The organism is Pseudomonas sp. AC169 (genome assembly GCF_979258515.1).
Window position 1 is genome coordinate 6317384 of record NZ_OZ409866.1, and the last position, 26179, is coordinate 6343562.

Annotated in this window: 22 protein-coding genes; 11 read left to right on the forward strand and 11 right to left on the reverse strand. The window is 59.8% G+C overall.

Annotated features, from left to right (window positions below; all coding sequences use genetic code 11):
* The 5 genes from ACZZ0G_RS28010 to ACZZ0G_RS28030 all read left to right on the forward strand — a co-directional run bounded on the left by ACZZ0G_RS28010 (position 1) and on the right by ACZZ0G_RS28030 (position 8359).
* Positions 1 to 1581, forward strand: coding sequence for a VWA domain-containing protein (locus ACZZ0G_RS28010; RefSeq protein WP_463558432.1), 1581 nt, complete (start codon positions 1 to 3; stop codon positions 1579 to 1581).
* Positions 1578 to 2993 (forward strand): BatD family protein, encoded by a 1416-nt coding sequence (locus tag ACZZ0G_RS28015; protein ID WP_463558433.1) that lies wholly within the window; start codon positions 1578 to 1580, stop codon positions 2991 to 2993. Before ACZZ0G_RS28010 ends, ACZZ0G_RS28015 begins: the two co-directional genes overlap by 4 nt.
* Positions 2990 to 4012 (forward strand): HAD family hydrolase, encoded by a 1023-nt coding sequence (locus tag ACZZ0G_RS28020; RefSeq protein WP_463558434.1) that lies wholly within the window; start codon positions 2990 to 2992, stop codon positions 4010 to 4012. Before ACZZ0G_RS28015 ends, ACZZ0G_RS28020 begins: the two co-directional genes overlap by 4 nt.
* Positions 4013 to 4082: 70 nt before the next feature.
* Positions 4083 to 5663, forward strand: coding sequence for an arylsulfatase (locus tag ACZZ0G_RS28025; protein WP_463396404.1), 1581 nt, complete (start codon positions 4083 to 4085; stop codon positions 5661 to 5663).
* Positions 5664 to 5854: 191 nt separating this feature from the next.
* Complete coding sequence (locus tag ACZZ0G_RS28030) at positions 5855 to 8359, forward strand: fused MFS/spermidine synthase (RefSeq protein ID WP_463558435.1); 2505 nt, start codon at positions 5855 to 5857, stop codon at positions 8357 to 8359.
* 134 nt (positions 8360 to 8493) lie between these two features.
* Here the strand turns inward: ACZZ0G_RS28030 and ACZZ0G_RS28035 are convergent, their stop codons facing one another.
* A complete protein-coding gene (locus ACZZ0G_RS28035; RefSeq protein WP_463396406.1) occupies positions 8494 to 9171 on the reverse strand; it encodes a DUF3313 domain-containing protein in 678 nt (225 codons plus the stop codon).
* Between the two features lie 211 nt (positions 9172 to 9382).
* Between ACZZ0G_RS28035 and ACZZ0G_RS28040 the strand changes: the two genes are divergently transcribed.
* The gene (locus tag ACZZ0G_RS28040) at positions 9383 to 11743 is read left to right on the forward strand and encodes a tetratricopeptide repeat protein (protein ID WP_463558436.1); all 2361 of its coding nucleotides are present in this window, start codon (positions 9383 to 9385) and stop codon (positions 11741 to 11743) included.
* Between the two features lie 215 nt (positions 11744 to 11958).
* Here the strand turns inward: ACZZ0G_RS28040 and ACZZ0G_RS28045 are convergent, their stop codons facing one another.
* The 3 genes from ACZZ0G_RS28045 to ACZZ0G_RS28055 form a co-directional block, all read right to left on the reverse strand.
* On the reverse strand, positions 11959 to 12933 hold the full coding sequence (locus ACZZ0G_RS28045) for a hypothetical protein (protein WP_463396408.1): 975 nt from the start codon (positions 12931 to 12933) through the stop codon (positions 11959 to 11961).
* A 141-nt stretch (positions 12934 to 13074) separates the two neighbouring features.
* Positions 13075 to 13554: a DUF934 domain-containing protein gene (locus ACZZ0G_RS28050; protein WP_463558437.1), complete on the reverse strand. Its 480-nt coding sequence runs from the start codon at positions 13552 to 13554 to the stop codon at positions 13075 to 13077.
* Positions 13551 to 15224 (reverse strand): nitrite/sulfite reductase, encoded by a 1674-nt coding sequence (locus ACZZ0G_RS28055; RefSeq protein WP_463558438.1) that lies wholly within the window; start codon positions 15222 to 15224, stop codon positions 13551 to 13553. The genes ACZZ0G_RS28050 and ACZZ0G_RS28055 overlap by 4 nt, the downstream gene beginning before the upstream one ends.
* A 347-nt stretch (positions 15225 to 15571) precedes the next feature.
* Here ACZZ0G_RS28055 and ccoN point away from each other — a divergent pair, with 347 nt between their 5' ends.
* Both ccoN and ACZZ0G_RS28065 read left to right on the forward strand, forming a co-directional pair.
* Positions 15572 to 16999 carry a cytochrome-c oxidase, cbb3-type subunit I gene (gene ccoN / locus ACZZ0G_RS28060; protein WP_038369002.1) on the forward strand — a complete coding sequence of 476 codons (1428 nt, stop codon included), beginning with the start codon at positions 15572 to 15574 and terminating at the stop codon, positions 16997 to 16999.
* Positions 17000 to 17017: 18 nt separating this feature from the next.
* Positions 17018 to 17236, forward strand: a complete 219-nt coding sequence (locus tag ACZZ0G_RS28065) for a hypothetical protein (protein WP_038368949.1) — start codon at positions 17018 to 17020, stop codon at positions 17234 to 17236.
* 295 nt (positions 17237 to 17531) lie between these two features.
* Here ACZZ0G_RS28065 and ACZZ0G_RS28070 read toward each other — a convergent pair whose 3' ends face one another.
* On the reverse strand, positions 17532 to 18023 hold the full coding sequence (locus tag ACZZ0G_RS28070) for a hypothetical protein (protein ID WP_463558439.1): 492 nt from the start codon (positions 18021 to 18023) through the stop codon (positions 17532 to 17534).
* 212 nt (positions 18024 to 18235) lie between these two features.
* Between ACZZ0G_RS28070 and ACZZ0G_RS28075 the strand changes: the two genes are divergently transcribed.
* A complete protein-coding gene (locus ACZZ0G_RS28075; protein WP_463558440.1) occupies positions 18236 to 18928 on the forward strand; it encodes an aspartate/glutamate racemase family protein in 693 nt (230 codons plus the stop codon).
* Position 18929: 1 nt separating this feature from the next.
* Here the strand turns inward: ACZZ0G_RS28075 and ACZZ0G_RS28080 are convergent, their stop codons facing one another.
* Complete coding sequence (locus ACZZ0G_RS28080) at positions 18930 to 19448, reverse strand: GNAT family N-acetyltransferase (RefSeq protein WP_463558441.1); 519 nt, start codon at positions 19446 to 19448, stop codon at positions 18930 to 18932.
* 424 nt (positions 19449 to 19872) lie between these two features.
* Here ACZZ0G_RS28080 and ACZZ0G_RS28085 point away from each other — a divergent pair, with 424 nt between their 5' ends.
* Both ACZZ0G_RS28085 and ACZZ0G_RS28090 read left to right on the forward strand, forming a co-directional pair.
* The gene (locus ACZZ0G_RS28085; RefSeq protein ID WP_463558442.1) at positions 19873 to 20232 is read left to right on the forward strand and encodes a DUF6124 family protein; all 360 of its coding nucleotides are present in this window, start codon (positions 19873 to 19875) and stop codon (positions 20230 to 20232) included.
* Between the two features lie 197 nt (positions 20233 to 20429).
* Positions 20430 to 21194 (forward strand): hypothetical protein, encoded by a 765-nt coding sequence (locus ACZZ0G_RS28090; RefSeq protein WP_463558443.1) that lies wholly within the window; start codon positions 20430 to 20432, stop codon positions 21192 to 21194.
* A 138-nt stretch (positions 21195 to 21332) separates the two neighbouring features.
* Here the strand turns inward: ACZZ0G_RS28090 and ACZZ0G_RS28095 are convergent, their stop codons facing one another.
* The 5 genes from ACZZ0G_RS28095 to ACZZ0G_RS28115 all read right to left on the reverse strand — a co-directional run bounded on the left by ACZZ0G_RS28095 (position 21333) and on the right by ACZZ0G_RS28115 (position 26174).
* Positions 21333 to 22313, reverse strand: coding sequence for a LysR substrate-binding domain-containing protein (locus ACZZ0G_RS28095; protein ID WP_463558444.1), 981 nt, complete (start codon positions 22311 to 22313; stop codon positions 21333 to 21335).
* Between the two features lie 71 nt (positions 22314 to 22384).
* Positions 22385 to 23332 (reverse strand): peptidylprolyl isomerase, encoded by a 948-nt coding sequence (locus ACZZ0G_RS28100; protein WP_463558445.1) that lies wholly within the window; start codon positions 23330 to 23332, stop codon positions 22385 to 22387.
* Positions 23329 to 23799, reverse strand: coding sequence for a YbjN domain-containing protein (locus ACZZ0G_RS28105; RefSeq protein WP_463558446.1), 471 nt, complete (start codon positions 23797 to 23799; stop codon positions 23329 to 23331). The genes ACZZ0G_RS28100 and ACZZ0G_RS28105 overlap by 4 nt, the downstream gene beginning before the upstream one ends.
* 30 nt (positions 23800 to 23829) lie before the next feature.
* Positions 23830 to 24459 (reverse strand): DNA repair protein, encoded by a 630-nt coding sequence (locus tag ACZZ0G_RS28110; RefSeq protein WP_463558447.1) that lies wholly within the window; start codon positions 24457 to 24459, stop codon positions 23830 to 23832.
* A gap of 17 nt (positions 24460 to 24476) precedes the next feature.
* Entirely contained in the window at positions 24477 to 26174 is a 1698-nt protein-coding gene (locus tag ACZZ0G_RS28115; RefSeq protein WP_463558448.1) for a putative porin, read from the reverse strand.
* Positions 26175 to 26179 lie beyond the last annotated feature (5 nt).

The following is a 26179-nucleotide window of genomic DNA, read 5'->3' on the forward strand; positions in this document are numbered from 1 at the left end:
ATGGAGATCAACCTCAGTGACTTCCATTTCCTTCGCCCGCTGTGGTTGCTGTTTGCGCTTTTCGGCGCCGTGCTGCCGCTGCTCTGGCGGCGCGGTCGCGACCTGCAACGACGGTTGCGCGGCAATATCGCTGAGCACTTGTTGCCACACCTTCTGGTAACGCCGCAGGACCATCAGCGCCTGCGCCCGGTGCATCTGCTGTGCGCGCTGTTGATCCTCGCTGCGGTCGCAGCCGCCGGGCCGACCTGGGAACAGGACCGACCGGACTTCCTCGAGAATCGTGCGCCGCTGATTGTTGCCGTGGATCTGTCGCCGTCGATGGACGCCAGCGATGTGCAGCCGAGCCGACTGGAAGCGGCGAAACACAAGCTGCACGATCTGATCCAGCGCCGCGCCGGCGCCCGCACTGCGCTGATCGCCTACGCCGGCAGCGCGCATCTGGTGTTGCCGCCCACCGACGATCCAGCGCTGCTCGACACTTTCATTCAAGCGTTGGGCAGCGGGTTGATCGATAAACCGGGGAAAGATGTTGGCGCGGTGATCGATCAGGCGAAACGCTTGCTCAGCGCCGAAAAAACCCCCGGCAGTCTGCTGCTGATCACCGACGGCGCCGACATTACGCAACTCGACGGCCTCGACAAACGGGTGGGCGACAGTCCGTTGCAAGTGCTGGTACTGGCGGTCGGCAGTGAGGACGGTGGCGTCATCCACGACGCCAACGGCCAGCCGCGCACCGATGCCAACGGACGCCCGGCGCTGGGTAGCTTCGATCAGGCGGCAATCAAGCAACTGGCCTCCGCCGTCGATGCGCCGCTAGGGAGCCTGACGCTCAATGACGATGATCTGGACTGGATCGAACTGCACGCGCAACAGCACTTTCAGAGTGCCAGCGCCGAGCAGCGCGAACTGCACTGGAAAGACGCCGGCTATTGGCTGTGCTGGCCGCTGTTGCTGTTGGCGCTGATCAATGTGCGCAAGGGCTGGAGCGTCAACTGGATGCCCGCGTTGGCATTGGCGATTGGCCTCGGTTGGCCAGCGGCACCGGCGCAGGCCAATGCGCTGACCGATGCGTTTTTCACCCGCGACCAGCAAGGTCGCTGGGCGTTCGAGCATGAGCATCTGCCGCAAGCAGCGGCGCTGTTTGTCGACCCGTACTGGAAAGGTGTCGCGGCGTATCACGCGGCCGATTACGACCTCGCACTGGCGACCTTCGCGCGGCTCGACACGCCGCAGGCGTATTTCTATCTGGGCAATATTTACGTTCGGCGCTTCAAGTTTGATCAAGCCATCGCCGCCTATACCCAGGCCTTGAAGCTGCAACCGCAGTTCCCCGAAGCCACGGCCAATCTGGCCCTGGCGCAGGCGCTGCTCAAGGACACCGAAAGCGCCGAGAAAAACGCCCCGGAGACCAAACCCGATGAGGTGAAATTCGACAAGGCACCGGGCAAGGGCCAGAGCAAAAAGGTCGAGACCGAACAGGCCGCGTCCGATGCTTTGTGGTTGCAGAACCTGACCACTTCGCCGGCGAAGTTTCTCAAGCAGAAATTCAGCTTGCAGGATCAGCAGGGAGCCAGGCCATGAACCGAATTGCGGCCTTCGCGAGCAGGCTCGCTCCCACAGCGGATTCGCGCCGTACACAACACCCATGTGGGAGCGAGCCTGCTCGCGAAGAGGCCCATTCAGTCGCCACAACCGTCGGCACCTTACTGCTGTTCAGCCTGTTCAGCATCAATGCCTTTGCCGCCGACCCGCAACTCAAAGTCCAGGCCCACCTGCAACCCGCCGAAGGCGCGATGGTCGGTGGCCTGGTCGAACTGCAGCTCGACGTGCTCACCGACACCTGGTTCACCAGCGCCGCCACCGTGCCCGACCTGAAACTCGACGGCGCGCTGGTCATGCCGCCGGACGGTCAGGCGCAGCACCTCAACCAAACCATCGACGGCCAAGCCTTCAGCGGTTTGCGCTACAGCTACCTGATCACCCCGAACGTTGCGCGCACGTTTGATATCCCTTCTCTGACCGTGCGCGCGACACCCGGCCAAGCCACGACAGAAATCACTGCGCAAAGCCAACCGGTGCAGTTCAGCGCCGCACAACCGCCCGGTTTCAAACCCGGGGAAACACCGTTGGTGGCTACCGGTTTGCGCTTCACCCAGACCGTCACAAACTCGGCGACTCCCTTGAAAGTCGGTGACAGCATCACCCGCCAACTGACCCTGCAAGCGGACGGCGCATTGGCGATGGCCCTGCCGATTCCAACGCTCGGGGATATCCCCGGTCTGAGCCGCTATACCAAAACCCCGCAAGTCACTGCGCTGGATGACGGTCGCGGTGACATCCTCGGCGGTCAGCGCATCGACAGCGTCACCTACCGCATCGACAAGGCCGGCTCGCATACGCTGCCGGCCATTGAAGTGAAATGGTGGGACGCCAGCACTCGGCAATCGCGCACCGCACAAGTGCCGGCGGTGACCTTCGAAGCAGCGGCTGGCACTGCCTACAAACCGGTATTTTCGATCAGCGAAGACCTTAAGCAACTGGGCCAGAATCATCTGCGTTTCTCCACCCGCTGGCTGTTGTGGCTAACGCTGATTGGCGCTGTCGTTGCCGCCGCTTATCTGCTGCGTCCTGCGTTCATCCGCGCCAGGCAACAGTGGCATGCACGCCGGCAAGCGCAGCAACGGGCATGGCAGCAATCTGCTGATTTCGCCTGGCAACAAATCACTGCCCAACTGCAAGCCAGTCCGGCGCAATTGACGGCGCTGTACCTGTGGCTGCGGCGCAGTCGCCTGGGGCTGAAACTGGTCAATGCCGGCCCGCGCCTGCAAGGACTGTTACGCGGGCTTTACGGTCGCCAGCCGAGTACCGAGCAAACACTCGTTCAACTGCGCGAATCATTGACTACGCTTCACAGTCAGGCCGAACAGCAACACGCGAAACCGGCCTCGGCCCTGCGCCCGCTCAACCCCGTTCACGAGAAGGATTTCCCATGACGACTGCGCTACTGCACCGCCAACGTTTCGCACTGGCCCTGTTGTTTGGTCTCGCCCTGCCGCTGCTGGCCCAGGCCAACGAGCCGCTGCCGTCGTGGAATGACGGCCCGGCGAAGAAGAGCATTATCGAATTCGTGCAGACCGTGACCGACCAGACCAGCAAGGACTTCGTCAAACCGGGCGACCGTATCGCCGTGTTCGACAACGACGGCACGTTGTGGAGTGAACAACCGGCCTATTTCGAATTGCTGTTTGCCTTCGACGAGGTCAAGCGCACCGCTGCACAGCACCCGGAATGGAAGACCACCCAACCGTTCAAAGCTGTACTCGAGAACGATCACAAGGCCTTGGCCGCCTCAGGCATGGATGGCCTGCTGAAAATTGTTGGCGCGACTCACACCGGCATGACCATCGAAGCCTTCGATGACTACGCCAAGACCTGGCTAAGTCAGGCACGGCATCCGAAAACCGGCAAGCCGTACACCGAAATGATTTTTCAGCCGATGCTGGAAATGCTCGACTACCTGCGCAAACAGGACTTCAAGACCTACATCGTCTCCGGCGGCGACACCGGGTTCATGCGCGCCTTCGCCGAGAAGGTCTACGGCATCCCGCCAGAACAAGTGATCGGCACCACGTTCATCACTTCATTCCAATACAAGGACGGTCAGGCCTCGATCGTGCGCACAGCGAAACTGGCGCACAACGACGACGGCCCGGGCAAACCGGAAAGCATTGATGCGGTGATCGGTAAGCGGCCGATCCTCGCCTTCGGCAATTCCGACGGCGACCTGCAGATGCTGCAGTGGACGGCCGCCGGTTCCGGCAAGCGCTTCATGGGACTGGTGCACCACACCGACGCCAAGCGCGAATGGGCGTACGACCGAAAATCCGATATCGGCCGGCTCGACAAGGCCCTCGACGAAGCGAATTCCCGTGGTTGGACCGTGGTCGACATGGCGTCCGAATGGCGCCGGATCTACCCGTTCGAATCGCCGGCAACCGGGCAGGTGCAATAAGAAAGCGTGATGCAGGACTGCAATAAACGTTAGTCGCAATAAACGACCCCCGCGAAAAGGAGCAAGTCAGATGACTCGCATACGCAAGTGGCTACCCAAGCTCGCCTTAGTGGCGACTTCGGTCATGGCGCTGTCGGCAACGGCCACAGCGGCTGAAAAACCCAACATTCTGGTGATCTTCGGCGATGACATCGGCCAGACCAATATCAGCGCCTATTCGATGGGGGTGGTTGGCTACAAGACCCCGAACATCGACCGTATCGCCAAAGAAGGCATGATGTTCACCGATTACTATGCGGAGAACAGTTGCACCGCCGGCCGCTCCTCGTTCATCACTGGCCAGACGCCGTTGCGCACCGGCCTTTCGAAAGTGGGCTTGCCGGGCGCAACGGTCGGCCTGCAGAAACGTGACATCACTATCGCTCAAGCGTTGAAATCGCAAGGTTACGCCACCGGCCAGTTCGGCAAAAACCACCTCGGTGACCGTGACGAATATCTGCCGACCAATCACGGTTTCGACGAGTTTTTCGGCAACCTGTACCACCTCAACGCCGAAGAAGAACCGGAACGCGAGAACTGGCCCAAGGACAACCCCGAGTTCACCAAGGCCTTTACCCCGCGCGGCGTGATCCACAGTTTCGCCGATGGCAAGATCGAAGACACCGGCGCGCTGACCACCAAGCGCATGGAAACCATTGACGACGAAACCACCGCCGCAGCCCAAGCGTTTATCGAGAAGCAGGCCAAGGCCGACAAGCCGTTCTTCGTGTGGATGAACACCACGCGCATGCACTTGTTCACCCATGTGCGTGATTCGATGAAGGGCCAGAGCGGCATGGCCGGCAACGAGTACGCCGACGGCATGCTCGAGCACGACGGCGACGTCGGCAAACTGCTGAAAACCCTCGATGACCTGAAAATCACCGACAACACCATCGTCGTCTACACCACCGACAACGGCCCGAACCAGTTCTCCTGGCCGGACGCCGCAACTACACCATTCCGTAACGAGAAAAACTCGAACTGGGAAGGTGCGTTCCGGGTTCCGGCAATGGTGCGCTGGCCAGGCAAGATCAAACCGGGTGAAGTCTCCAACGAGATGTTCTCCGGTCTGGACTGGTTCCCGACACTGCTCGCCGCTGCCGGTGATGCAGGGGTGAAAGACAAGTTGCTCAAAGGTTGGGCACCGACGTCCGGCGGCGCCAACTACAAGGTGCATCTGGACGGATACAACCAACTGCCGTACCTGACCGGCCAGCAACCAAAGGGTGAGCGCAAAGAGTTCTACTATTTCAACGACGATGGCGTGCTGGTGTCGATGCGTTACGACAACTGGAAAGCGGTCTTCTGCGAACAGCGTGAACCCGGCGGCTTTAAAGTCTGGAGCGAGCCATTTGTATGCCTGCGCGTGCCGAAGATTTTCAACCTGCGCATGGACCCGTATGAACGTGCCGACGTCGTTTCCGACCAGTACTCGGACTGGACGACCAAGAACGTTTATCTGACCGAGGTCGCGGTGATGAAGTCCGCCGCATTCCTGCAGACCTTCGTCGATTACCCACCGAGCCAGAAACCGGCCAGCTTCAGCATCGACCAGATCCGTGCTGCGGTAGACGCGAAAATCGCTGAGAAAATGAAAGCTGCACAGTAAAACCGCTGGACTGCCGCTCGCCCTCACCGGCGGGCGGCCTTATTGATCGTTCCCACGCTCTGCGTGGGAACGCAGCCCGGGACGCTCCGCGTCCTTTGCCGAAGCGGACGCGGAGCGTCCAGTGAGGCATTCCCACGCAGAGCGTGGGAACGATCAGCCAGTCACCGTGACTCTTGAATTAAGGCCTTCGCATGTCCTCACGTATCGCCAGCAAGCCATCGGCCATACCCGTCACACAAACCACCTCCCCAGCCTTGCTCGTCCCCGCCCTGCTCCTGTGCATCTCCGGCGCCGCCGCGCTGGTTTATCAAGTGCTGTGGATCAAGCAGCTGTCACTGGTGGTCGGGGTCGAGGTGTACGCGATCACCACCGGCATCAGCGCGTTTTTCGCCGGGCTGGCGATCGGTGGCTGGCTGTTCGGTCGCTGGGCCGATCGCTTGCAGCAACCGGTGTTGTTGTATGCCGGACTGGAAGTGCTGGTGGCAATTCTTGGCGTCGGCGCGACCGTGACCATGAGCCTAGCGGCCAGTCCGTTTGCCTGGCTGCAAGGGCACGTCGGGGTGGTTGCATGGCTGTTGCCGTTCGCGCTGGTCGGCATTCCTGCGGTGCTGATGGGCGGCACCCTGCCAGTGCTGGTGCGTTCGCTGGCCGCTGACCCGGGCAAGGCCGGCGGCCAGTTATACGCGGCGAACACTTTAGGGGCGATTGTCGGCACCCTGCTCGCCGCGTTCGTGTTGATTGCCAGCCTCGGCGTGCGTGGCAGTGCCTTGTTCGCGGCGATGCTCAATCTGCTGGCCGCTGTCGGTGCGTTGTGGTTTGCCCGGCAACGGCCGGCCCCGGTTGTAACTGCTGCAAAACATCATGCAGAGAAAGCCACGGATCGCACCGCGCTGTGGCTGTACTCCATCGCCGGTGGCGTGGCGCTGGGCTATGAAGTGGTCTGGTCGCAATCGATCGTGCAATTCATGAGCACCCGCACCTACGCATTTGCCGTGGTGCTGGCGACCTATCTGACCGGGCTGTTTATCGGCAGCGCCCTGCTCGCGCGCCGGGTCGAACGCATCCGTGATCCGTGGGGCGTGTTCGGCCTGCTGATTGCAGGCGCCGGGCTGGTCGCGCTGCTGGAAATCGCCCTGCTCGGGCGCTGGCTGGTGATCGCGCAAAGTCAGGCGGAAATGTGGCTGTTGAGTCTGGGCGCCAATGAACTGGCCGGCATGAGTGCGCGCTTCGCCGTGGCAGCGTTGAGCATCGTGTTTGTGCCGACGTTGTTGCTCGGTGCGGCGTTTCCGTTGGCGTTGCGTTTGAGTGTCGGCCACGAACGCGTCGGCCGTGATGTCGGCGCGGTAGTGGCGTTCAATACCCTCGGCGGGATTGTCGGGGTGATGCTCTGCGGCTTCCTGCTAATCCCGCTATTGGGGCTGGTGCGCACGCTGGGCCTGCTGGCGATGATCGCTGCCGGCATCGGCTACTTTGCCGTGCGCAAAGGTCATCACGTCAAGAAAGGCCGGCGTCAGGTGGTGGTCGCCCTCGGTCTGGTCTCGGTTGTCCTGGCCGTGTTCACCCCGGTCGACAAACTCGCCAGCCTGTTGCCCGGTGCACGCAACGGCACGCTGTCGTTCTACGAAGAGGGTCGCGGCGGCACCGTGGCGGTGGTGGCTCAAGGTCGCGGCGAAAACAGCTTTCACCGTTTGTACATTCAAGGTGTGTCGAATACCGGTGATGCCATGCCCTCCCTGCGATACATGCGCATTCAGGCGCTGTTGCCGCTGCTGATTCACAACGGTGAACCGCGCTCGACGCTGGTCATCGGTTTTGGCACTGGCATCACGGCTGGCGCGATGTTGCGCTATCCGGGGCTGGAACACCGGGTGGTGGCCGAGTTGCTGCCATCGGTGGTCAAAGCCGCGCCGCTGTTCAAGGGCAACTTCAATGCCGCCAGCGATCCCGGCGTTGATGTGCGCCTGCGCGACGGGCGTCAGGAACTGCTGCGCAGCGCGCAAACCTACGACCTGATCACCCTCGAACCGCCACCGCCCTCTGCGGCCGGCGTGGTCAATCTGTATTCGCGGGATTTCTATCAGTTGGCGGCCAGCCGTCTGGAGCAACAGGGCATCGTCGCGCAATGGCTGCCGTTACCGACACAGAACATCGACGATTCACGTTCGCTGGTGCGCAGTTTCCTGGATGTGTTCCCGTATGCCTCGCTGTGGACCAGCGAGTTTCACGAGATGCTGCTGGTCGGCTCAATGCAGCCGATGCAACTGGACGCCGCGAAAATCACCGCGCGTTTCCAGCAGGACAACGTGCGCAGTACCTTGCAGGATGTCGGCATCGGCTCGGCCGCCGCGCTGCTCGCCACCTGGGTGACGGATCGCGCCGGACTTGAACGCTTCGCCGCCGATGCGCCTGCGGTAACCGACGATCAGCCACGTATCGAATACGCGCCGTGGGTGCGCAGCAAGGAGATCACACGGGTATTACCGGCGCTGCTGGACCTGTATCAGTCGCCGCCGTTGGTGAATGCCGATCCTGCTTTCATTGAGCGCATGGATAGCCATCGCCAGCGCCTGATGCAGTTTTATCGGGCTAGCCTGCACGCCTATGACGGCGACCGGGATGCGTGGGGGCGGGATATGCGCGAGGTGATGCGCTGGGATGGCGGGAATCCGTATTTCCGCTGGTTTACCGGACAGTGATCCGGTTTCTGACAGACCGCCATCGCGTGCAGGCTCACTCCTGCAGGAGGTTCATGTGGACACACATCTTGTGACCAAAACAGAACCCTTGCAGGAGTGAGCCTGCTCGCGATTGGGCCATCAGCCCCGCTGCATTATTTAGCCTCTGCCTTAAGCTTCAGATACATCTGATGCATGTCGACCGCCCAGCCATCGATGACCTTTTTGACGTCATCGGCTTTCATCACTTGCGAGTCATTTTCCAGTGGTTTGCCGGTGCCTTTACGCACGACTTGCGCCACGACTTTGTTGCTGCCGCCATCCATGAACACCGCTTCGGTGGCCAGCGTGGTTTCCTGATCGCGAATACCGCTGGCGGTGCTGACTGCGGCAGCAACCAGTGCAATCGGGATCACTTCATAAGCGTGCAGGCCTTCGGTCTTGCTGCTCACGGCAGTGATTGCCGGGCGCACCACGATCACGCCCGGGCCTGGGCCAGTGGCGAGAGGCAGCGACTTGCCGATTTCACGCTTGAGCGCCTGATCGTAGTAGCTGGTGATGCCGTTGAGGGTTTGCTGCGGGATTTTCGCGGTGGGTTGTGGCTTGGGATAAAGCTGGCTCGGTTCGATGTAAACGCTGGTGAATTTGTTGATGTCGAATTTCGGGTCCATCCAGCGCATCACCTCGGCACCGGACGGTGATTTGGCCTCCTTGAGCTGGCTATAGTCTTTGAGGAAGCCGGAGTACTCTTTCGGGTCGACGGTTTTGCTGGAACAACCCACCATTGCGACGGTGGCAATACACAGCGTGCCCATCATCACTGCTAGCTTCATGCTGTAACTCCTGTCAGAAGGCCAAAAACTTTGCCGGGGGAGTTACAGGTATAGCTAAAACCTCAGTAATTGCGATTGCAAAGCACAATATTCACGCAAGGCTGCGTGGCGGATCACAACCGTCATTTGACAGACGCCGGTCATCCGGCAAAGCTGCATCGAGCTTGAACGCACGCCAGATGGCAAATGCACCTGGACTACGGAAGTCGCAATGCCCAAGCATAAAAATAAAACAGCACAACCTGACCCTGATTCGTCTCAATCTTCAATTTCAAAATATCTGTTCCCGATTGCCATCGGCGTGCTGCTGGCCGCAGTCGCCGGCATTGGCTGGTTTCTGTTCAGCCCCGCTCCCGCACCGGTGAAACCTGTGCCGACCAGCGCGCCCGTCGTCGCGCCGGCCAAGCCACAACCGGTCATCGCCGCTAAACCGGCAACGATGGTCGATGAGCAACAGTGCCAAGGCTGCCACACCGAACAGGTCAAGGATTGGCAGGGTTCGCATCACCAGTTGGCGATGCAGCCGGCGAACGCTGAAACCATGCTCGGCGACTTCAACAACGTCGTCTTCAAAGCCGAAAACGAGACCACACGTTTCTCACGCAAGGGCGCTGAATTCTGGGTCAACACCCCCGGCATTGACGGCAAGAACGCCGACTTCAAAGTCGCCTACACCTTCGGCATCGCACCGTTGCAGCAATACCTGATCGAGGTCGGCGAAGGTCGTTTGCAGGCACTCGGCGTGGCGTGGGATACCGAGAAAAACCGCTGGTTTCATCTCTACCCCGGCCAAGGCGTGAACTTCAAGAATCCGCTGCACTGGAGCAAACCGAGCCAGAACGCCAATTTCATGTGCGTCGAGTGCCACACCACCGGGTTCAAGCGCAATTTCGATGCGGCCAGCAACACCTTCAACAGTCAGTGGAACAGCCTCGGTGTCGGCTGCCAGGCGTGTCACGGCCCGGCGTCGAATCACCTTGAATGGACGCAGAAAAAAGGCGATCTGATCCACCAGGGTTTCGACGTCGACCTCAAGGATAAAAACGCCACCGTCGAAATCGAAACCTGCGCCCGTTGCCATGCCCGTCGAGCACCGCTGGGCGATGGCTACACCGTCGGCAAACGCCTGATGGACGATTACCTGCCGAGCACCCTCACCCGCGAACTGTATGCGCTGGACGGCAAGATCAAGGATGAGGTGTTCGAACATGGCTCGTTCCTGCAAAGCAAAATGTTCGACAAGGGCGTGCGTTGCAGCAACTGTCACAACCCGCACAGCAACGAACTGAAGGCCCCGGGCAACGCGGTGTGCCTGCAATGCCACAACACAGCCGGCAAGACCTCGGTCGAAGGCGTTGATGGCAAAGGCTTGCAAGCGAAGAACTACGATTCCATCGAGCACACTCGCCACACCATGGGCCAGCCCGGCTCGCAGTGCGTCGATTGCCACATGCCCGGCAAGTTCTATATGGGCAATGACTTCAGGCATGACCATAGCTTCAGCATTCCCAACCCGGAACGGGCGCAGAAACTCGGCAAGCCGGACGCCTGCCTGACCTGTCACCAAGGCAAGGCCGGCGACAAGGTCACCGCGCAGTTCAAGTTGTGGAGCGCTTCCACCGCGCCTCAGGCACCGCGTTATGACGACAGTTTGTGGCTGATCCGCAATGGCCAGCCGGGCGCTGCGGATGCGTTGTATGAGCAGTTGCAGCGCAGTAATCTGCCGGCAATTCAGCGCGCGACATTGCTCGCGGAGTTGCCGCTGTACCCGAGCGAACAGGCGTTGAAGCTGGCGACACAGGACCTGAAGAATCCGGCACCGCAGGTGCGTGAAAGCGCGGTACGGGCAATCAGTGCATTCCTGCCGCCACCGGAGCGTGCGCCTCTGTTGGCGCCGCTACTGGGCGATCCGGTGAAAGCCGTGCGCATCGTCGCCGCGCGGGATTTGTTGAGTGTGGCGCGCAATAACGGACTTCGCGCGGCGCAAGCCAATTGGGATGCGGCGATTGCCGAGTACGAAGCGGTACAGAAAAGTCTGCTGGAACGTGCCGAAGCCAATCTGAATCTGGCGATGTTGTACCAGGCCAGTGGCCGTGCTTCGGAAGTCGAGGGTCTGCTGCGCTCGGCACTCAAACGCGACCCGGATTTCTACCCGGCCCTGGTGACGCTGGTGCAATGGCTGGAGGCCAATGGTCGTGGCCAAGAGGCGCAGACACTGCTGGAGGACGGCCTCAAGCAACACCCGGATGCCGCGCTGTTGCAACACACTCGCGGTTTGTCGCTGATCCGCGCTGGAAAGGCGGCCGAGGCCATGTCACCACTGAAGAAAGCCGCGCAACTGGAGCCGCAGAACGCGCAGTACGGTTATGTGCTGGCGGTGGCGCTGCATGAGAGTGGCAAGGTCAATGAGGCGTGCGCGGTGCTGGAGGGGCTGCTCAAGGTGCAACCGGCGAACCGCAATGCGCGGTTGTCGCTAATTCAGTGGTATCTCGACAGTGGGCAGGAGCCGAAGGCGCAGGTGCTGTTGCAGGGGTGGAAGAAGATGAATATGGGGGATCCGGCGCTTAAGTGATTGGCTGGAGATCCTCTTGCCCTCACCCTAGCCCTCTCCCAGAGGTAGAGGGGACCGACCGAGTTGTCTGGCGAGTTACATCGACCTGAAAAATAGAGTCGAATATGGATTCAAAGCCAATCGCTCAGGTCGGTGTATCTCTCAAATATCCCCCATTCAGTCCCCTCTCCCTCCGGGAGAGGGTTAGGGTGAGGGGCTTTTCAAGGTTCACCCGATCACCAGGACGAAGTCTCACCACTGCGCAAGGCCATCTCCCGCCGGCTGTTGATGTGCATCGCCTTGATCAGCGACACCGTCCCCACCAGCAAAATCGCCGCACCCAACAGGAAATCGATGTTGTACAGCTGAAAATCCTGCACCGGCCCGATCAGCAACACCCGCACGATCGCAGCGCCCAACAGCGTGGCGAGGAAGTCGATACCCGGTTCATTACGGTAGAACACCAGCAGCAACGGCAAGCACAGCACCAACAGCAGCAACAACACGACAACCTTGAATGACCCTTTGCGCTCGACGCTGAACGCACATTCGTGCGGCCCGTAGGCCTTGTAATCCTCGTCGCGAATCATCGAGGTTTTCTCGTTGATGTAGTCGACGCGGTTGTACTTCTGGATCGGCGTAAAGGTGTTGGACATCTCCATCAACGTGGTGATGTTCTTGAAACGCAGGTCAATGCGCTCGCTGCCCTTGAGGTAGTAGAGCACCGGTTTATAGCCGTAGCGATAGGTGTCGAAAGGGAATTCGGTGACTTGCCCCTGCACACCGATCGGGCGCGGTTCAAGTTCGGCGTAGGCACTTTTGTTGGTGGCGGACAGGTTGCGGCTCAGCGGCTGCACCTTGACCTGCTCAAGGAAGATCGGCGTGACACCGAAGGACCATTGCAACGGTTCCAGACGCAAGCGCAGTTCGTTGCGAGCGAGGTCGTAGCGGTTGAAGGTACGTTCGGAGACCACCAGCGAACCGCTGAGCATGAACTCACCGCGCAGGTTGTTGGTGACGCGCAAGGTCAGTTGGTCCTTGCCCAGCAGCGCCGCTTCCGTGGACGGCGGTGTGCCGCACCACGCGGTGCTTTCGCCGACACCGCCGAGCTGGCCGTCGCGGTTTTCCTTGAATACGTAAAAGTAACTGGCCCACAGCGTCAGCATCAAAAGCACCGCTGTGAGGCCGAGGATTTTTTTGCCCGGACTCACTGATCAGACTCCCTTCTTCGGTTCCATCGTCCAGCCGAAAACCCGCTGGCGAGGGCGACTCTACCAAAAGGCCACCATCGACCCAAGGAAAAATGCCCAATCGGTAAGGTTCCTAAGGGTTTCCCCTGTCCGGGCAAAGGGTTAGCGCCGACGGAAAAGCGGTCGCGGTTCAATCACCGAACGCCCATACAGCACGCTCATCCCGGCCAACCCCTTCAGCGCATCCTCGGCGGATTTGTCCTCACGCACGGCAAAACTGTCGAACCCGCACTGGCGCATATGGCTGAGCTGATCACGCAACACATCGCCAATCGCGCGCAACTCCCCTGACCAGCCGAACCGACTGCGCAGCAGATACGCCTGACTGTAAGCACGCCCGTCGCGAAAACTCGGAAAATCCAGCGCGATCAGCGGCAACGAACCCAGCCACGGCACCAGGCTTTCGACCTCATCGTCGGGGCCGAGCCATACCGCGTGGGTTGACGGCGATTTCAGCCAGTGTGCCAGCGGCAGCATCAGCAATCCGTCAGGCCTCGGCATTGACGGATCGCGCACCAACGTCCACGGATCGTCCGTCTCGATTCGCGCCACGCCCTGCTCCAGCCGCAACAGATTATTCATACCGTGGCCTCCAGCGTCTTCGGATAGACCCGTTCCTTGAACGGCTCAAAGCCGATCCGCGCTACGGTGTCGACGAACAATTCCTCATGCTCGCGATAGCGCACGAAGGTGCCGATGATCCGCTCGATCACCTGCGGCACCTCGGCGGCGCTGAACGACGGGCCGATGACTTTGCCCAGTGCGCTGTTTTTACCTTGGGCGCCGCCGAGAGTGATCTGGTACCACTCGCTGCCGTTCTTATCGACGCCAAGGATGCCGATATTGCCAATGTGGTGGTGACCGCAGGCGTTCATGCAGCCAGAGATGTTCAGGCTGATATCGCCCAGATCATGCAGGTAATCGAGATTTTCGAAACGCGCCTGAATCGCCTGGGCGACCGGAATCGACTTGGCGTTGGCCAATGCACAGAAATCGCCACCGGGGCAGGCAATGATGTCGGTGAGCAGGCCGACGTTGGCGCTGCCCAGATCGTGTTTGCACGCCAGTTGCCAAAGCGCATAGAGGTCGGTTTTCGGCACATCGGGCAGGACGATGTTCTGCTCATGGGCAATACGAATCTGGCCGAAACCGAAACGCTGCGACCAATCGGCCACCGCCAGCATCTGCACGCCGGTGACATCCCCCGGCGGTGAGGCCATGCCCGGTTTGGTCGACAGCACCACGCTGGTGTAACCCGGCACTTTGTGCGGCTGCACATTGCGCGCGACCCAACGGGCGAACGCCGGGCTTTCGGCCAGGCGAGTACCGAAGTCCAGATCGGTGTCGGCCAGGCTGTGATAAACCGGCGGCACGAAGGCGCTGGTGACCCGTTGGTATTCGGCCTCGGTCAACTGTGCGGGGCCGTCCTTGAGGTGCTGCCATTCCTCCTCGACTTCCTTGGCAAACGCCTCGATGCCCAGCGCCTTGACCAGAATCTTGATCCGCGCCTTGTATTTGTTGTCGCGTCGACCGTGACGGTTGTACACCCGCAGAACCGCTTCGACATAGGACAGCAAATGCTGCCACGGCAAGCCCTCGCGGATCTGCAAACCGAGAATTGGCGTGCGCCCCAAACCACCGCCGACAATCACGCGCAGCAGCATCTGCCCATCGCGCCCGGGGTAAAGATACAAGCCGATGTCATGCATCATGATCGCCGCGCGATCCTGCTTCGCCGAGCAAATGGCGATCTTGAATTTACGCGGCAGAAACAGGAATTCCGGGTTGATCGTCGACCACTGCCGCAGAATTTCAGCCAGCGGGCGCGGGTCGATCAGTTCGTCCGCCGCGACCCCGGCGAACGCCTCGGTGGTGATGTTGCGCACACAGTTGCCGGAGGTCTGGATTGCATGCATGTTGACCTGCGCCAAGCGTTCGAGAATGTCCGGCACCTCGGCCAGCTCGATCCAGTTGAACTGCATGTTCTGCCGCGTGGTGAAGTGGCCGTAACCGCGATCGTAGTCGCTGGCGATGCTCGCCAGCGTGCGCATCTGCTCGGCGCTCAGCGTGCCGTAGGGGATCGCCACACGCAGCATGTAAGCGTGCTTTTGCATGTACAGGCCGTTTTGCAGGCGCAGCGGCAGAAACTCTTCTTCGCTCAATTCCCCGGCCAAGAAGCGCTCGACCTGATCGCGAAACTGCGCAACACGCTCGAACACCAGCGCCCGGTCGTAATCATCGTATTGATACATGCACACCTCATCAGAATTGATCACGGATCAAAACTGTGGGAGCGAGCTTGCTCGCGAATGCGGAGTGTCAGGCAACGGATTTGTTGTCTGACACTCCGCATTCGCGAGCAAGCTCGCTCCCACAGGATTTTCCCAGACTATGGCCGAACAGCGCAGCACGTTACAGATTCACCTGCGGCGATAAAAACCATATCAGCACGCGGCAGAACGCCGCAGTCAGCCCTTCAATCTGATCCGCATAAATGAAAGATTCCTGAGCCTGTTTTGTTTCTGGCGGGGTTTCTACAGTGCAGCTCATGCCAGACCGGGTGGCCTGGCAAGACTTTGCAACCGTGGATGAACTGACCATGAGCACAGCAACAATCGGACAGGCTTACAACTACAAGGTCGTCCGCCAATTCGTTATCGCGACGATTTTCTGGGGTGTGGTGGGCATGGCGATGGGTGTTTTCATCGCCTCGCAACTGGTGTGGCCAGAGATGAATCTGGACCTGCCATGGACCACCTTCGGCCGCTTGCGCCCGTTGCACACCAGCCTGGTGATTTTCGGTTTCGCCGGCAGCGCGCAATTCGCCGCCAGTTACTATGCGGTGCAGCGCACCTGTCAGGTGCGGCTGTACTCGGACACCCTCGCCGCATTCACCTTCTGGGGCTGGCAATCGGTGATCGTGATCATGCTGATCACCCTGCCGCTGGGCTACACCACCACCAAGGAATACGCCGAGATCGAATTCTCCGGCGCGGTGTGGATGGCCGTGGTCTGGGTCGCTTACGCCGTGGTGTTCTTCACCACCGTGGTGCAGCGCAAGACCAAGCATATCTACGTCGGCAACTGGTTTTTCGGTGCGTTCATTCTGGTGATCGCCATGCTTCATGTGGTCAATCACCTGTCAATTCCGGTGGACTGGTTCAAGTCGTATCCGGTGTATTCCGGCGCCACCGACGCCATGGTGCAGTGGTGGTACGGGCACAACGCGGTGGGCTTTTTCCTCACCACCGGGTTCCTCGGGATGATGTATTACTTCGTGCCGAAGCAGGTCAATCGGCCGGTGTATTCGTATCGTTTGTCGATCGTGCATTTCTGGGCGCTGATCACCCTGTACATCTGGGCCGGCCCGCACCATTTGCACTACACCGCGCTGCCGGACTGGGCACAATCACTAGGCATGGCCATGTCGCTGATCCTGCTCGCGCCGAGCTGGGGCGGGATGATCAACGGCATGATGACCTTGTCCGGCGCCTGGCATAAGTTGCGCACCGACCCGATCCTGCGCTTCCTCGTACTGTCGCTGGCGTTCTACGGCATGTCGACGTTCGAAGGGCCGATGATGGCGATCAAAACCGTCAACGCCCTCTCCCACTACACCGACTGGACCATCGGCCATGTCCACGCCGGCGCGTTGGGCTGGGTGGCGATGATCACCTTCGGCGCGACCTATCACATGGTGCCGAAAGTGTTTGGCCGCGAGCAGATGTACAGCACGCCGCTGATCAACCTGCACTTCTGGCTGGCGACCATTGGCACGGTGTTGTACATCGCCTCGATGTGGGTCAACGGCATCACCCAGGGCCTGATGTGGCGGGCGATCAACGAGGACGGCACGCTGACCTATTCGTTTGTCGAAGCGCTGCAGGCCAGCCATCCAGGGTTTATCGTGCGCTTTGCCGGCGGGGTGTTCTTCCTCACGGGGATGCTGCTGATGGCTTACAACGTGTGGCGCACGGTGCGGGTTGCGGACGTGGCGCTGGCGCACCGTGAAGCGCAGATCGCCTGAGGCAGGGAGCCGAACGTGATGGATGTTTTTTTCAATGTGTTGGGCGTGGTGTTTCTTTGGCTGGCGGTAGAGTACTGCTTGCGGCGGGAGACGGCGGACAGCCTGGATGAGGCGAGCATGGTGCCTTTTGCCGATGATCCGGAGGTGGCGCGGCGGGTTGAGCTGGCCACCGGCAAAACCGTGAAAGCGGTGGCGCCGGAGGTGGCGAAGCCGGGGTGGGTGAATCTCGATATGTGAGGGGTGTCAGGTGGGCTGCCCTCACCCTAGCCCTCTCCCAGAGTGAGAGGGGACTGACCGAGTGGTTTATTCGAGTTACACCGACCTGAAATATCTCGGGTGAATGCAATCTCAAACACAACGAAGATCGGCTCCCTTTCACCCCTGGGGAGAGGGAACTGACCGAATTGTTTGTTCGGGTTACGTCGACCTGAAATATCGAGTCGAACTCAGGTTTGGGCCATCCCCCAATCGGCTCCCTTTCCCCTCGCCCCCTTGGGGGAGAGGGCTGGGGTGAGGGGGTAAGCTCTTGATCTTAACCGCGCTCGCGCGGAATCAAGCTCTGCAACTGCTGCGCCAGAAAGTTCGCATCAAAGACAAACGTATCCGGATCCTTCAGCCCATTGGTCTTGCGCCACTGCCACTCGCCATTCGCCAATCCCACCAGCGAAATGCTGCCATAACGCGCCGCCGTCAGCCCCATCACCGCCAGCGAAATCTGCCCCGCGCTGCCCATCACATCTGGCACAAACTCCACCGGTTTGCCGGCAATCACAATGCTCAGTTTTTCCGTCTTGAACGTCGAAGTTTCCACCGGAGTGCTCGGCCCGAACGCGACATACGCTTCGCGGCTCACCTCCAGCAGATTCGGCGCCTGCACCGGCTCCAGCCATTGCTGAATTTCGCCGAACAGCGCAGTAATCCGCGTAGCCCAAGCAGCCGATTGCGTCTCGAACAGTCGCTTCTTGTGCGCTTCGCTCTCGGCGTAATGGCGAAGCATCTCGCCCAGTTGTTGTACGTCGTCCATAGCGATGTTCCTCGGAAAGGACCTGCAAAGGTGGATAGTGGCAGATACCAGCCCCGGCGTACGTTTAACCTGCACACGCCCCGATAAAGCACCATGACACTTACGTGAAAGATCAGCAGTACAGTCACTTGTTGCTGGCATCGGACGCTGAACAAAAGGAAACTCCGGGCAGACCTGAACACTCGACACTGTCATTTGCCTGAGGACATCCAATGCGCACCATCGGCCTGATCGGCGGCATGAGCTGGGAATCCAGCGCCGAATACTATCGACTCATCAATCAGCAAGTCCGTGATCGTCTAGGCCCGTTGCGCTCGGCGCAGTTATTGATGTACAGCGTCGACTTCGGCCCGGTCGAACAGGCCCAGCACGCCGGGCGCTGGGACGATGCGGCAGCGATTCTGGTGGACGCCGCGCGCCGGCTCGAAGCCGGCGGCGCCGAATGCGTGGTGCTGTGTACCAACACCATGCACAAGGTCGCCGAGCAGATTCAGGCGGCGATCAGCATTCCGTTTTTGCACATTGCCGAACCAGCCGCGCAGGCTGCGTTGGAAATTGATGCGCGCACGGTTGGTTTGCTCGGCACGGCGTTCACCATGGAGCAGGACTTTCTCAAACAACGTTTGATTGCCAAAGGTTTGACGGTATTGGTGCCTGACGAAGCCGAGCGCAAGGACGTGCACCGGATCATCTACGACGAACTCTGCGTCGGTGTGATCAGCGAACAGTCGCGGCAAATCTATCAACGGGTGATTGAATCCCTCACCGCTCGCGGTGCTCAGGCGATCATCCTCGGTTGCACCGAAATCGGTATGTTGATCAAACCCGAACACAGCGCCCTGCCCTTGCTCGACACCACCGAACTGCATGCACAGTCGGCGGTGGCGTTCGCGCTGGGCGACTGAGTCAGGTTTTCGGGCGATTGCGCAGGCGGGCCATGCTCAGGGTGTCGACCCACTGCCCGTCGCGCACGGCGTAGTCGCGAAACAGGCCTTCGTCTTCGAAACCGAATTTGCGGTAGAGGCCGATGGCCGCTTCGTTATCGGCATAGACCGTGAGTTCGACGCGGTGCAGGTTCATCCAGTTGTCGGCCACATCCAGCGCCGTCGCCAACAGCTTCGAACCCACGCCTTTGCCCTGCCACGCGACCGCAACGCCCATGCCGAAACTGCCGGCGTGGCTGCGGCGAATCCGCGAATAGTGTTCCAGACCCAGATGGCCGATCACCACGCCTTGATGCAGCGCCACCAGTTTTACCGTCCGCTCGTTATCCGCCATCACTCGCTGACGCCAGACCTCGACGGACTGAAACGGCATCTGCAACACCTGACGCGCCACGGCCGGATCGTTGTACAGCGCGGTGACGGCCTCTACATGTGATTCGTTGAAACGTTCGAGGTGGATGGCGGGGTTGTGGTCTGGCATGCCGGATCCTTCCTGGATCAATGTGTGGCCGATCACTCTAAACCGCGCCTGACCTGTCTGGCGAGAGTCCCTGACAATCGCTCGATCTCTTGCTTTTTAAACTCAAGTGTTTAAAAGACACCTCCAGACACGCCTTCCAGGCTACAAACTCTTGCGCCATTGCCTACAGCTACGCCAGAATCCGCCGGCTTGTGCGCTTTGGGGTCGGGTTCTATTGTGTTGCGGTCGCTGATTACTTCAGTGATCGGGTTTAGCAGCCTGGGTTAACTCTAGACGCACAAAGTCGGTTGCCGTTATGGCGGCTTTGCGTGGGGCACTTCGGTGCGCCGGGTTCTAGAGTCCTGGTCTGCTAACCCGCGTACAGCCGCCACCTCCTTCGTTAGCAGCGAACGGTGGCAGCTTCACCACTCTAGAGGCTTTACCCATGATCAAACCAACACCCAACCCACCCGAAACTGACGCCACCTCCCCCTACGAATCCCTCGATTCAAAAAAACTCCACGAAGCCGCCGACCGCGCCCTCGACCACTACCTCTGCCCACCCGGCTCCACCCCACCACCGCGTAGAACCCGCCGGATGTACGCCGTTACTGCCGACTTCAAAAACGAGGAACTGCTGGCCGATGCCAGCGAAACCCTCGCTTCAGCCAGAACCATCGCCCATGACTTCGCCCATCTCATCCCCGCATCGCAGCGCAGGACGCTGCTGGGGATTGCGCAACTGATCATGCTCGGCGAGCTGGCGGTGAATCGGGTGATGGATAATCTGGATTTGCCGGACTGAGAAGACAGGCAAGAACCTGTGCCGAGGGAGAAAGCCCCTCGCTACAGGGGGAAACAGGCCAGACCACGCTTTCCGTTTTCTGGATCAAATGATCGCGCCAATGACCGCTCGTCGCCACCTGTCAGATCTGACAGGTGCGCAATTCTTAAGCTTGCGCTTTGATTGCTCCTGTCCACACTCAATGCAGGAGCTTCAACATGACGACTTATGGATCGACAAATGCTTCACCAACGCTAACTTCAATAAAAGGCTTGGGCAGTGGTATCGAAATCCCCCATGAAGGAATGACGGTAGAAACTTCATTTATGATAAGAGGCACAGCCTCCGCTGGTCAAAGCATTGAGGTGTTGGACGGAGAATTGTCCAAAGGCAAGACTACCGCAGATACAACAACCGGCGAATGGAGCTTGCCGATTGGAGGCCTGACCCCGTCCACACACAGCTTTACTGCCAAGACTCCGGATGGTTCGCAAAGTTATCCCGCAAGAACATTTACCCAGCTCCCGCAAACTTTTACCGAGGAATTCGAAGATTATCCTCAAGGGTCTGTCACCACTCTTGAAACCAAATACATGACGATCACTTCAGCGGCGCAATCGAGAAGTCATTTAAAGATTATTAATAATGCCAGAGAGCATTTCCTGTATTTTTTACGCCGCATTGAAGAATCTTTAAGTGCAACAATGGAAATAAAAGTTCCTTGTTCACGCATTGAACTGAGATACAGCGTGTATTCAAACGGCACTCCTGACGGAGTATTTACCGTCAAATTTTACGACGACCAAGCCACTCTACTGGAGACGTTAAAAATCCCGACATTGGAACATACCGATTATCTGAAGGTGGCCGTCGAACGACCCGGCATTAAAACAATAGAGTTCAGTCTTGACGGAGCCTCCGCCGGCAGCGGCAACCTATTGACTGTCAGCGTAGATACCATCAGTTTTACGGCCCAAACATAGCGAGAATGAAGGTACCCGTTAACATGAGCCTGCCCGAAGACGAACTGTGAGAATTGTAGGCATTTTTTCTGGTAAGCCGGTATCAATGCCAACTCTTAAATTGTCATCGCGAGCAGGCTCACTCCTACGGAGAAAGCATCACGGCTGGAACCACTCCTGGCGCTCGGCGAAGGTGTGGTGAATAAGGTCAGTCAGGGTCTGCACTTCGGCCACTTTCTGCGAATCAGCATTGACGGCCAGCCATGCCTGCAATTGCATCGGCTCTTCGAACAGCCCCGGCAGTGCGATCAGGCCCCGGTCAAACCGGCTCATATACGCTGGCAACAACCCAATGCACGCGCTGCAACGAATCATCTCCAGCATCAATTCATAGGACTGCATCTGCACCACCCCGGCCAGGCGCTGTTCGACCAGTTCATTCCACGGGCGAAAACTGTCGATCTGTCGATCATGCTGCCATTGCACGAGCATGAAGTCGGCGAGGTCGTCGGGGGTATCCGGGCGGGCGGTGACGCGGGAGTAGCGTTTGGCGATGTGTGCCAGGTAGTCGAGGCGCGCCAGCGCTTGTGGTTCGCTGGTGGCGAAGGTCGGGCCGGGGTGTGGGGTTTCACCGTTGGCCAGCCACAGCACAATGTCGGCGCTGACCGCACGCAGCGACAGTTCACTGTCGAGGGCGATGATTTCCAGACGCACGCTGGCGTTGCGACGCAGCAGTGCGATCAGGTCGCGGCCGAGGATGTCGTGCAAGATGGATTCGGCGACGGCGAGGCGAATCAGCGGTTGTTCGATCACCGGGAGTTTGCGTTCGTTGGCCAGCGCTATCAGCTTGGCCTGCAGTTGCTGGCCTTCGCGGGTCAGGCTCAAGGCGCTGCCCTGAAAGCTGAACAGGGTGTGTTGCAGTTCTTGCTCAAGCAGCGCCAGTTGTTTGCGCAGCAAGGTCGAGCGCACGTTGAGGCTGCGCGCCGCTTGCATGAAGCAGCCGCAACGGGCGCTGACCAGGAAGTATTGGGCGACGTCGGCGTCGATGGTCGCGGCGTGTGCGAGCCACGGTTCGCTGTGGTCGTGTGGCCAGTGGTAATCAGTGGTGCCCGGTCGTCCTGCGGGTTCGGTGAATGACATCGATGACTCCCTGTCGATCTTTGTATTTATGAATGTCCACCAATCCCACAGGGGTTGTGGTGTAGGTGAAATCAGCGTTTTTCCTCGAGGACTTTGTTGAGCTCGGCGCCGTCGATGCTCAGCGTCGCGGTGTTGAGCATGCCGTCCAGATACGCCTGAGCGATCTGCTCCTGTCGCTGTGCACGCAGGGCCTGGGTCAGTTGATCGCGCAGTTCATCAAGGGTTGCGGTGCGCGTCGGTTGTTGTTCGGTGAGTTTGATTACGTGGAACCCGGCGGCGCTTTGAACGGGGTCAGATACCGCGCCAACCTTGAGCCGCGTCACGGCGCCTCGCACTTCAGGCACCAGTTGCTGCAACGGTTGCAGGCCGCTATCACCGCCACGTTCAGCGGTGACGCGATCCTGCGAATATTGAGTCGCCAGTGCGGCAAATTCTGCCGGCGTCGCCTGAGCCTTCTTGCTCAGGTCGGTAGCTTGCTTGCGCACGGTCTCAAGACTCTGCGGATCATTCACCGCAAGAAAAATCTGACTGACCCGATACAACGCCGGTGTCTGCCAATTGGCTTTGCCTGCGTCGTAAGCCTGCTGCAATTCAGCCGCACTCGGGTAGTCCGCCGGCACCTGGCTGACCGAACGCAAGTAATCACGGAAGACAATCTGCTCAGTCGCCGCACGGGTTTGCCGTGCCACCTCCGGACGCTGCGCCCAACCCTGCGCATCAGCCTGCTCCAGCACCGCTTTCTCGGCCAGACGCGTGCGAATCCAGCGTTCCAGCGCTTCACGATTGCCGCGTAATTGTTCACGGGTCTCTGCCGGGACTGTAGCGAGCAACGTCTGAAGTTCCGCAGGGGTTACCTGCTGATTACCCAACCGCGCCACCGCCGGCCCCGCAGCAACCGTCGCCAGCGGCGACGATTGCTGGGCAGCGACCGGGTCACTGCCCGGCCGCACCACCAGCGCCACGGCCACCACCAACAGCGCCACTGCCGCAGCGCTGATCACCATGGCAGGCTTTTTCACAGCGCGACTTCCTCTTGCTCGGCGACGGCGACTTTCGCGGTCTGCGCTTTGCCGTTCTGGGTGAAGTCACGCAGATAAACGATGAACTCCTGCAGCAGGCGATCCCACAATTCGAGGTTACCGCGCAGGTGATCGTTGCTCACGCCCGCCGCCACCACCACGTCCATTTCCATCACCAGAAACTCGCCCTGCAACGACAACCGCGCAAAGCGACGGCTGGCGTTCCACTGCTCGGCCACACCCTGTGGCAACTCACCCTGCACCCGCAGCGCACAGCTGAAAGTGAAATCGACGTAGCTACCCTGCTCCACCGCCGGGTTGCCGAAACGCACGGCGTAGCCGATGCCTTGGCTGGCGCTGAGCAACTGGACAATGCCGTTCTGTTCGGTTTCGTTGACGCGATAACCCGCCCCTTGCAGGACTTCGGTCAGGGATTTTGGTGATACGTGGGTGATCAATTGAGTCATTGTTTCTTCCTTGTTTAACAGGCTTTTTAATCAGTGCGAGAGCGCAGCTTGCGGCGCGTCGAATTGAGTCTTATAAAGCTCGTCACCGAACCCCTGAGCCAGTTCATCGAACTTGACCCGGGCGCTGCCCGCGAAGGGCTGGCGGATCTTCATCACCTCGGCCACGTCGATGTTTTCGTAGGCAGTGAGAATCTGTTTGGCGACGCCGTACATCTGCTGATTCTTGACTGAACATTGCTGCACTTGTGTGTCACGTTCAGCCAATTGCGTTTGAAGCTTAGACCGTTCTGCCTCTTTGGCACGGGCCATGACCAACAACTCGTCATAGGCCTTTTTGAACTTGCCGATCTGCTCGGCGCTGGCTGCCACTTGTGCCTGCGCCTGGCTGTGCAGGCTCTGTTGCTGCCCAACCAGTTGCTCGGCAACGCCTTTGGCCTTGGCCAGTTCGGCGCTTAATTGCTTGATTTGCGCCTGCGCAGCCTTGGCTTCGTTTTGCGCCGCCAGCTGCGCGGCGCTGGCCTGGGCCTGCTGACTTTGCAGGGCTTGCAGCTGTTGCGTGGTGCTGCGCAATTGCGTGCGCAGGCGTTCTTCCATGCCTTCGGCACTGGCCCCAGTGGCGATCAACAGCCCGAGCCCGAGCAACACAAATCGCGTTTTCATAACCCTCTCCCGGCGCCTTAGAAGCGCGTGTTGATCTCAAGCTGCAAGACGTCGATGTCGAACGGCGCGCCGTACACCGCTTCGGTGCTCATCCAGCGACCGGTGGCGTAAACGTTCTTCGCCAGACCGTAATTACCGCCGATGAAATAACCTTTGGCGTTGGTACCGCCGAGGTGGAACGACGAGTCGTTGAAGCCGTCCGGCAAGGCGTCGGGCTGGATGTATTTGTAGCCAGCGAACATGTTCCAGTCGCCCTGCTTTTTCAGGTCCAGCGCGCTGCCGAGGGTGAATTGCACCATCCACGCATTGGCGCCGCTTTCGATGTCGCCGTTGCTGTCGAGGTTGTTGACGATCTGCCCGGCCGAACGCTTGCGCATGTCGCCTTCGTCGTAAGCGAGGTTGTGGATGTAGTTGCCCTGACTGCGCAGCTTGAAGTCTTCCGGCAGGTCGGCATCCCAGACCACGTTCAGATCCAGCAGGTTGAATTCCGAAGCGAGGCCAACGAATTGCGGCTGCGGCGTGGTAGTCGGGTTGAGCGGGTTCGGCGTGATGTCGCGAAGCAGGAACACGCTGTTGCCCTTCTGCATGAACGCTGCGCGGCTGCCGTCGCTGTCGCAACCCGGCGCGCCGGCCCACGGTTCGCAAGGGCTGGAACGCTGGCCTTGAATGTCGTCGAAGCGGTAGTAAGCCAGCGCACCTTTCAGGCGGTTGTTACTGTTGATCGCCCACTTGGCGCCGATCTGCGCGCCGTACAGCCACTTGTTGTCGCTTTCTTCCTTGTCGAAGCCGTTGCTGCTGGCAGTGTCGTTGGTGTAATCCACCGGGAACGCGCCGACGGTGCCGAACACGCCCCAATCGCGATTGAGTTTGTGGTCGAAAATCGCTGCCACGCCGTCGAAGTTCAAGTCGTTGGAATAGAGCATGTCGGTGGACATGAACGGGTTGGCGAAACGGCCGCCGGTCAAGGTCAGCTCATCGGTAGGCTTCCAGTTCAGGTAACCCTGATCGAGCCAGATGTCCTTCTTGGCGAAACCACCACCGAGGCTTTGCGTGGTCGACACCGGATTATTGTCCGAGCCGGTGCCGATACGAATGCCAGCGGTCCATTGCGGCGAGATCTCGGCTTTCATGCCCAGCCGCGCACGGATGCGGAACTGATTGGTGCGGTCTTCGCGGGTGTTGAGCAGCGGCGGCAGATTGGTGCTGCTGTTTGGATTGACGTCGTACGGGCCGTTATTGTTGAGCTTGGCGAAGTCGACGATCTCGTTGCTGTTACTGTCCGAGTAGTAGCGCGATTCGTTGCGCAAGCGAATGTCGCCGTCGAAACTGATGCGCGCAGCCCATTCCGGGAAGCTGTTGGGCGCGGCCCAGTTTTCCTGTTTGGCGGTGGCCATGACTTCGGCTTTGACCTGATCGCGGATCTGGTCGCGCACCGCTGCCGGCACGTATTGCACGCGGACATCGCCCGGCGCCGCCACTGGCCCCGCCGCCACAGCGGTGGATGCCGCAGCCTGTTTAGCCTGCGCCGCTTCGTTCTGCGCCTGAGCGATCAGCGCATCAGCCTTGTCCTGTTTCAGAATGCCCTGCTCGACCAGCAAGCGGATCAGATTGATCGTGGCGTTCTCCGAGGGCGCAGGCGCTGCCGCGGCCTGACCGACCAGGGTCGCGATGACCATGCCGACCGCCAGGGACAATCGATTCACGTTGGAAATCATCTGCA